Raw genomic sequence first — 5,599 nt, 5'->3', positions numbered from 1 at the left:
TCGCCCGTGCCATTCGCTTCGCCGGTGCCATCCGCCTCGTCGGCTACGCCATCTTCGTCGCGATCCACGAGAGACCGGACGTCGCTCGTGAGGATCTCGACGTTCGCGTCCGCACGCAACTCGGAGATCATGTCATTGACCGCCTGGCGACGGACATGCTCCTCGAGTTCCGGACGCAGGTCGTCGAAGGACGGAGCCGGGGTCGGGCGCGTGTCGTCGAGACGGACCACGTGCCAGCCGAAGCGGGTCTCGACCGGCTCGGCTGCCGTCTGTCCGGGCTCGAGAGACTCGACCATCTCGGCGAAGGGTGCGACCATCTGGTCAAGGTTGAACCAGCCGAGATCGCCCCCCTCTTCGGCGGAGCCGGGATCGGTCGAGTGTTCGCCGGCCAGTTCTTCGAATGCCCCCCCGTCATCGAGCTGAGCCAGGATGTCACGGGCCAGTTCCTCGCTCTCCACCAGGATATGGCGGGCGCGGTGCTGGATGTTCTCTGCGTACTCGGCTTCCACCTCCTCGTAGGCCTCGCGCAGGTCCTCCTCGCTGATCTCGACCTCGGCCACGTAGCGGGTGAGGTAGGCGTTGGCGAGTTGGTTGTCGATCGCGTTCTGGACTCGCGCCCGAGTGCGGGGTTCGTCTTCCAGCCCCTGCTCGCGGGCCTTGTCGGCCAGCAGGCGCAGTTCCACCATGCGGCTGACGAGTCGGTCTTCGGGGACTTCGGCGCCGAGGTTCTCCTTCACGACCAGAAGATTTTCCTTGTAGAGCGGGCTGCCATTGATGCGGGCCACGATCTCCCCGTCCTTGATGACCATGTAGTCACTGCCCGCCCCGTTAGCCTGTTCGACGCCCAGCGGGGTCTTCTGGGCCGATTTCGGGCCCTCCTCGCCGCCGCAGCCCGCCAGCAGGCCGGCGGCGAGCAGCAGGCTGCCGCCCATGGCAGTGACCAGGCGTGTGGGTTGGGTGGTGATTCGCTTGTTTTCCATGCTTGCTGTCCTTTGGTCTCTCGTCTTGATCGTTTTCTTGTTGTGCTCAGGATGTCTGGCCGAACACCGGCTTGTAGGGACGCACGTCCACCGAGTCGTACACGCCCGCTGCCCGGAAGGGGTCGGCATCGGCCCAGGACCGGGCGGCTTCGGGCGTCTCGAAGGCCGCGACGATCAGGCTGCCGGAGAGCCCGCTCTCCGGCCGGGAGGGGTCGATCGGCAGCGGGCCGGCAGTCAGGAGGCGACCTTCGGATTCCAGTGCCTCGATCCGTTCACGGTGCGCCGTTCTGTGCGCCGCTCGCCGCTCGCCGCTGTCGGGAACGTCGCTGGCGAAAATCATAAACCATTGCATGGGTCGTCCATCCTCCCGGAAAAGTTCAATCCTTGCCTGCATCGTGCGTTTCTGGACGGGCCTCTTGTTGCTCTGCCTCGACCTCGGCGCGTTCGGCGTACATGCCCAGGTACAGGCCCTGAAGGATCATGAACACGAAGGTCATGCCCATCAGGCCGAAGAGCTTGAAGTTGACCCAGAAGGCCTCGGAGAACTGGTAGGCCACCACGATGTTCGCTACGCCCGAAAGCACGAAGAAGCCCACCCAGGCCCAGTTGACCCGGTGCCAGATCTCGCGAGGGACCTGGATGACATGTTCCATCATTCTCTGGACGAGCGGTTTGCTGCCGATGTAGGCGCTGCCGAGGAAGACCAGTGCGAACAGCCAGTTGAGGATGGTCGGTTTCCACATGATGAACAGCGGGTTGTGCAGTATCAGTGTCATGCCGCCGAACAGCACGATCAGCCCCGCCGAGATCCAGTGCATCCGCTCGACCTTGCGCCACATCAGCCATCCGGCAGCGATCTGTACGACCGAGGCGACCATGGCCACGGCCGTCGCCACGTAGATGCCTTCGAGGTGGTAGGCCCCGAAGAACAGCAGGATGGGGAAGAAGTCGAACAGGAATTTCATGGGTATGTCGGTATCCGGTCTGTGCCGTCGGGTCGGGGGTATCAATCCGCTTGCAGTACACTAACATGGGCCCGGGAACGGGTGTGAGACAGACCATCCGCGACGTGTCGCCGAGCCTGCCTGCGGGCGCCGGGGCAGGTGTGACCAACTCAGTTCAATCAGGGGTCGAAACATGACCACAACGCTAGACATCCACCCGGAAACCCCCCAACCCCGTCTGGCCGCGCAGGCAGCGAAGGGCATCGCGGCGGGCCAGGTGGTTGTCGTTCCCACCGACTCCGGCTATGCCCTGGCCTGTCGGCTCGAGGACAAGGACGCGCTCGCCCGCATCGCCCGCATCCGTCGTGACGACGGGCCACACCACATGACCCTCTCGGTGCGCGACCTGTCCGAACTGGGCGTCTACGCGAAGGTCGACAACATCCAGTTCCGCTTTCTGAAGAATCATACCCCCGGCCCCTACACCTTCATCCTGCCGGCTACCCGCGAGGTGCCGCGTCGGCTGTTACACGAGAAGAAGCGGTCGATCGGACTGCGGATGCCAGAACACCGGGTGCTGGTCGCCATTCTCGAACAGCTCGACGCGCCCATCCTGAGTGCCTCTCTGGCCATTCCGGACATCGACGAGCCGCTGGACGACCCGGAGCTCTTCCCGGATTCGGTCAGGCGCCAGGTGGACCTGATTGCCTCGGCCGGATTCTGCGAGCAACTGCCCTCGACGGTGCTCGACCTGACCGGCGAGGACTTCACCGTGGAACGCGAAGGACTCGGCGGCGTACCGCCGGAACTGGCCGAGTAGCGTGCTGGAGCTGTCGCTACTGCAGAAGATCGCGATCGGTATCGTGCCGATACTGCTCGCGGTAACCGTTCACGAGGCCGCTCATGGCTACGTGGCCAATGCCCTGGGCGATCCCACGGCCAAGCGTGCCGGCCGCCTCACGCTCAACCCCATCCGTCACATCGACTGGCTCGGCACCCTTGTCGTGCCGCTGCTGATGTACCTGTTCACCCAGTTCGTCTTCGGCTGGGCCAAGCCGGTGCCGATCAACCCGTCCCGGCTGCGGGAGCCGCGCCGGGGCATGTTTCTGGTGGCGGCCGCCGGTCCCGGCGTGAATGTCCTGATGGCCATCGGCTGGGCCTTGCTCACCGTCGTCGCCCTCAAGGGTCTGGATGGCGGGATGCCCTTTGCCGAGCCGCTGGCCCTGATGGGGCAGGTGGGCATTTTCATCAACCTGATCCTGGCAGTGTTCAACCTGCTTCCCATCCTGCCGCTCGACGGCGGGCGCATGCTCGCATCCGTACTGCCGCCCGCCTGGGGGGAGCGGATGAGCCGGCTGGAACCCTGGGGGCTGCCCATCGTCGTGGTGCTGCTGGTCAGCGGTGTGCTTTCCTCCATCCTCCTGCCGATCATGGGAACCCTGATCGGTTGGTTCAACACGCTCATCCATGCGCTCCTCTGACGTGGCCGCCTCGTCCCGTCGCTGGGAGGACGACACCCCGCGGGTCTCCGGCCAGCCGCTGGAGCAGCTGCCGCTGGACCTGTACATCCCGGCCGACGCGCTCGCCATCTGGCTGGAGCAGTTCGAGGGGCCGCTGGATCTGCTGCTCTACTTGATCCGCAAGCACAACATCGACATCCTCGAGATCCCGGTGGCCCGGGTGACCGAGCAGTACCTGGAGTACCTCGAGCTGATGAAGTCGATGGCGATCGAGCTGGCGGCCGAGTACCTGCTCATGGCCGCATGGCTTGCCGAGATCAAGTCGCGGATGCTGCTGCCGCCCGAACCGCGTGAGGACGACGAGGAGCCGCTCGACCCTCGGGTCGAGTTGGTCGAGCGTCTGCTCGAGTACGAACGGACCACCCGCGCGGCTGGCTGGCTCGACGAGCGACCCCGTCGGGATCGCGACTGGTTCGCACTCGAGGTCGATCCGCCGCCGAGCCTGCCGGCCGCGCCGGTGCCGGCCGACCTCGACGGGCTGATCGGTGCGATGAAGCGTCTGCTACGCGAGGGCAGCGTCAAACGGGCGCATCACGTAAGGGCCGAGCCCCTGAGCATCCGTCAGCGCATGACGGCGATCCTCGACGCCCTGCAGTCCGGCCAGCCACGTCCGCTGGCGGACTTCTTCCGCCCGGAGGAAGGGCGCATGGGCATCGCGGTCTGCACCGTGGCGATTCTCGAACTCACCCGTACCCGCGCGATCGACTGGGAGCAGGACGAACCTTACGGTCCGGTGACCCTCTACCGGGTGGAGGCCGGGCCGGTCGACATGGAGGAAGACGCATGACGGACGATGATCGACAGATGTCCCCAGAACCGCCGGAGGGGCTGGTCGAACTGGTCGAGGCCCTGCTGCTGGCACACCCTGACTCCTTGTCGCTGGACACGCTGGGCGCCATGGTCGGACAGGAGACCGCCCCGACCCTGATCGAGGCGGCCCTCGACCGGCTGGCCGCCCGCTACGAGACGCACCGTTTCATCGAGCTGGATCGGCTGACCCGGGAAGGGGTTCCCCACTGGCGGCTGGTCGCCGGCGCGTCGCTCGCCCCTTATCTCAAGGCCGGCGATCCGGCCCGTACGCCCCGGCTGACCCGGGCGGTCCTGGAAACGCTGGCCCTGATCGCCTGGCGCCAGCCGATCACTCGCGGCGAGATCGAGGCCGCCCGGGGAGTGGCCGTCAATCCGCAGATCCTGAAACAGCTGACCGAGCGGGGATGGATCCGCAGCCTCGGCTACCGTGACACGCCGGGCCGGCCGGAAATGCTGGGTACCACGCGCGCCTTCCTGCAGGACTTCGGCATCGATTCGCTCGACGAGTTGCCCGACTTCGAACGCCTGGCCGGCCAGGACGATATCGACGTCTGACCGCTCGGACACCGTGAGCACTGGATGCTTCCGGTTACACGACGATGGCCCCGGGCAAGAAAAAGGCCGGGCACCTGTGGCACGCCCGGCCTCGCGGTCGTGGCGAGTGGCGGCTCAGTAACTGAGCACGACGGTGTCGGGGTCGTTCAGTGCCTCGAAGGTTACGTCTGGCCCGCCACGCTCGACGCCCTCGATCACGTCGTCCATGCTCATCCCGGCCTGGCTCATGCACATCGGGCAGATGATCACGCGCCCGCCCTTGTCCATGGCCGATTGAAGGAGTTCCTGCGGGGTGTCGCCCGCAGCGGCGAAGGTGTCCTGCTGCCGGGACGTGGAGGCGAGGTAGACCGCGCGCACGTTGAGGAACACCACCACGTCGTGACCGGCCTCGAGTGCCTTGTTGGCCTGACCGGCGGCCATGCCGGCCGCCCAGGTGTCGTCAGTGGTGATGTTGTAGAAGAACGTGCGCTTGTCTTCTTCGGCCATTGCCGGGGTGGCCAGGCTCGCGGCGAGCAGCGCGATGGCGGCGAGACGTCGAATCATGGCAAGCATCTCGGATCCTCCTCAAGTTTTCTGCCCCAGTGGAACTCGAAGTGTAGTCGTTGCCCCCGGTCACGCATGGTGAGCGATGATGGCCACGAAAAAGGGCGCCACCAATGTGACGCCCTCTCGTTGTCGTCGTCCGGGAGCCCTCCCGCGACGATCAGCCCCGTGCCGGGCTGGCCTCCAGGGCGGGCTCGGCGTGCAGGATGTTGCGCTTGATGCGCAGCATGACCTCGATGGTCTTCGC

Annotated in this window: 8 protein-coding genes; 4 read left to right on the top strand and 4 right to left on the bottom strand. The window is 65.9% G+C overall.

Annotated elements, in window-relative coordinates; genetic code table 11:
• The 3 genes from ACESL5_RS00745 to ACESL5_RS00735 form a co-directional block, all read right to left on the bottom strand.
• A partial coding sequence (locus ACESL5_RS00745; RefSeq protein WP_372590865.1) for a peptidylprolyl isomerase occupies positions 1–980 on the bottom strand: 980 nt, incomplete at its 3' end.
• A 46-nt stretch (positions 981–1,026) separates the two neighbouring features.
• The gene (locus ACESL5_RS00740; protein WP_372590864.1) at positions 1,027–1,332 is read right to left on the bottom strand and encodes a YciI family protein; all 306 of its coding nucleotides are present in this window, start codon (positions 1,330–1,332) and stop codon (positions 1,027–1,029) included.
• A gap of 25 nt (positions 1,333–1,357) precedes the next feature.
• Positions 1,358–1,945 (bottom strand): septation protein A, encoded by a 588-nt coding sequence (locus tag ACESL5_RS00735; protein ID WP_372590863.1) that lies wholly within the window; start codon positions 1,943–1,945, stop codon positions 1,358–1,360.
• A gap of 172 nt (positions 1,946–2,117) precedes the next feature.
• Here ACESL5_RS00735 and ACESL5_RS00730 point away from each other — a divergent pair, with 172 nt between their 5' ends.
• Genes ACESL5_RS00730 through scpB form a run of 4 tightly spaced genes read left to right on the top strand, consistent with a single transcriptional unit; the run spans position 2,118 to position 4,809 of the window.
• Positions 2,118–2,744: an L-threonylcarbamoyladenylate synthase gene (locus ACESL5_RS00730; RefSeq protein WP_372590862.1), complete on the top strand. Its 627-nt coding sequence runs from the start codon at positions 2,118–2,120 to the stop codon at positions 2,742–2,744.
• A gap of 1 nt (position 2,745) precedes the next feature.
• Positions 2,746–3,405, top strand: coding sequence for a site-2 protease family protein (locus tag ACESL5_RS00725; protein WP_372590861.1), 660 nt, complete (start codon positions 2,746–2,748; stop codon positions 3,403–3,405).
• The gene (locus ACESL5_RS00720) at positions 3,392–4,231 is read left to right on the top strand and encodes a segregation and condensation protein A (protein WP_372590860.1); all 840 of its coding nucleotides are present in this window, start codon (positions 3,392–3,394) and stop codon (positions 4,229–4,231) included. The genes ACESL5_RS00725 and ACESL5_RS00720 overlap by 14 nt, the downstream gene beginning before the upstream one ends.
• 17 nt (positions 4,232–4,248) lie before the next feature.
• On the top strand, positions 4,249–4,809 hold the full coding sequence (scpB, locus tag ACESL5_RS00715) for an SMC-Scp complex subunit ScpB (protein ID WP_372590859.1): 561 nt from the start codon (positions 4,249–4,251) through the stop codon (positions 4,807–4,809).
• Between the two features lie 114 nt (positions 4,810–4,923).
• Here scpB and ACESL5_RS00710 read toward each other — a convergent pair whose 3' ends face one another.
• On the bottom strand, positions 4,924–5,361 hold the full coding sequence (locus tag ACESL5_RS00710) for a DsrE family protein (RefSeq protein WP_372590858.1): 438 nt from the start codon (positions 5,359–5,361) through the stop codon (positions 4,924–4,926).
• Positions 5,362–5,599 lie beyond the last annotated feature (238 nt).

Source organism: Guyparkeria sp., assembly GCF_041687595.1.
Classification (GTDB): Bacteria; Pseudomonadota; Gammaproteobacteria; order Halothiobacillales; family Halothiobacillaceae; genus Guyparkeria.
The sequence above is the reverse complement of the archived record's forward strand: the minus strand, read 5'-3'. Positions and strand labels throughout refer to the sequence as shown.

What these genes read in the sequence shown, in the direction of transcription:
- ACESL5_RS00735 (WP_372590863.1), bottom strand. Translation starts at nt 1,945, where the DNA reads ATGAAATTCCTGTTCGACTTCTTCCCCATCCTGCTGTTCTTCGGGGCC.
- ACESL5_RS00730 (WP_372590862.1), top strand. Translation starts at nt 2,118, where the DNA reads ATGACCACAACGCTAGACATCCACCCGGAAACCCCCCAACCCCGTCTG.
- ACESL5_RS00710 (WP_372590858.1), bottom strand. Translation starts at nt 5,361, where the DNA reads ATGCTTGCCATGATTCGACGTCTCGCCGCCATCGCGCTGCTCGCCGCG.
- ACESL5_RS00720 (WP_372590860.1), top strand. Translation starts at nt 3,392, where the DNA reads ATGCGCTCCTCTGACGTGGCCGCCTCGTCCCGTCGCTGGGAGGACGAC.
- scpB (WP_372590859.1), top strand. Translation starts at nt 4,249, where the DNA reads ATGTCCCCAGAACCGCCGGAGGGGCTGGTCGAACTGGTCGAGGCCCTG.
- ACESL5_RS00740 (WP_372590864.1), bottom strand. Translation starts at nt 1,332, where the DNA reads ATGCAATGGTTTATGATTTTCGCCAGCGACGTTCCCGACAGCGGCGAG.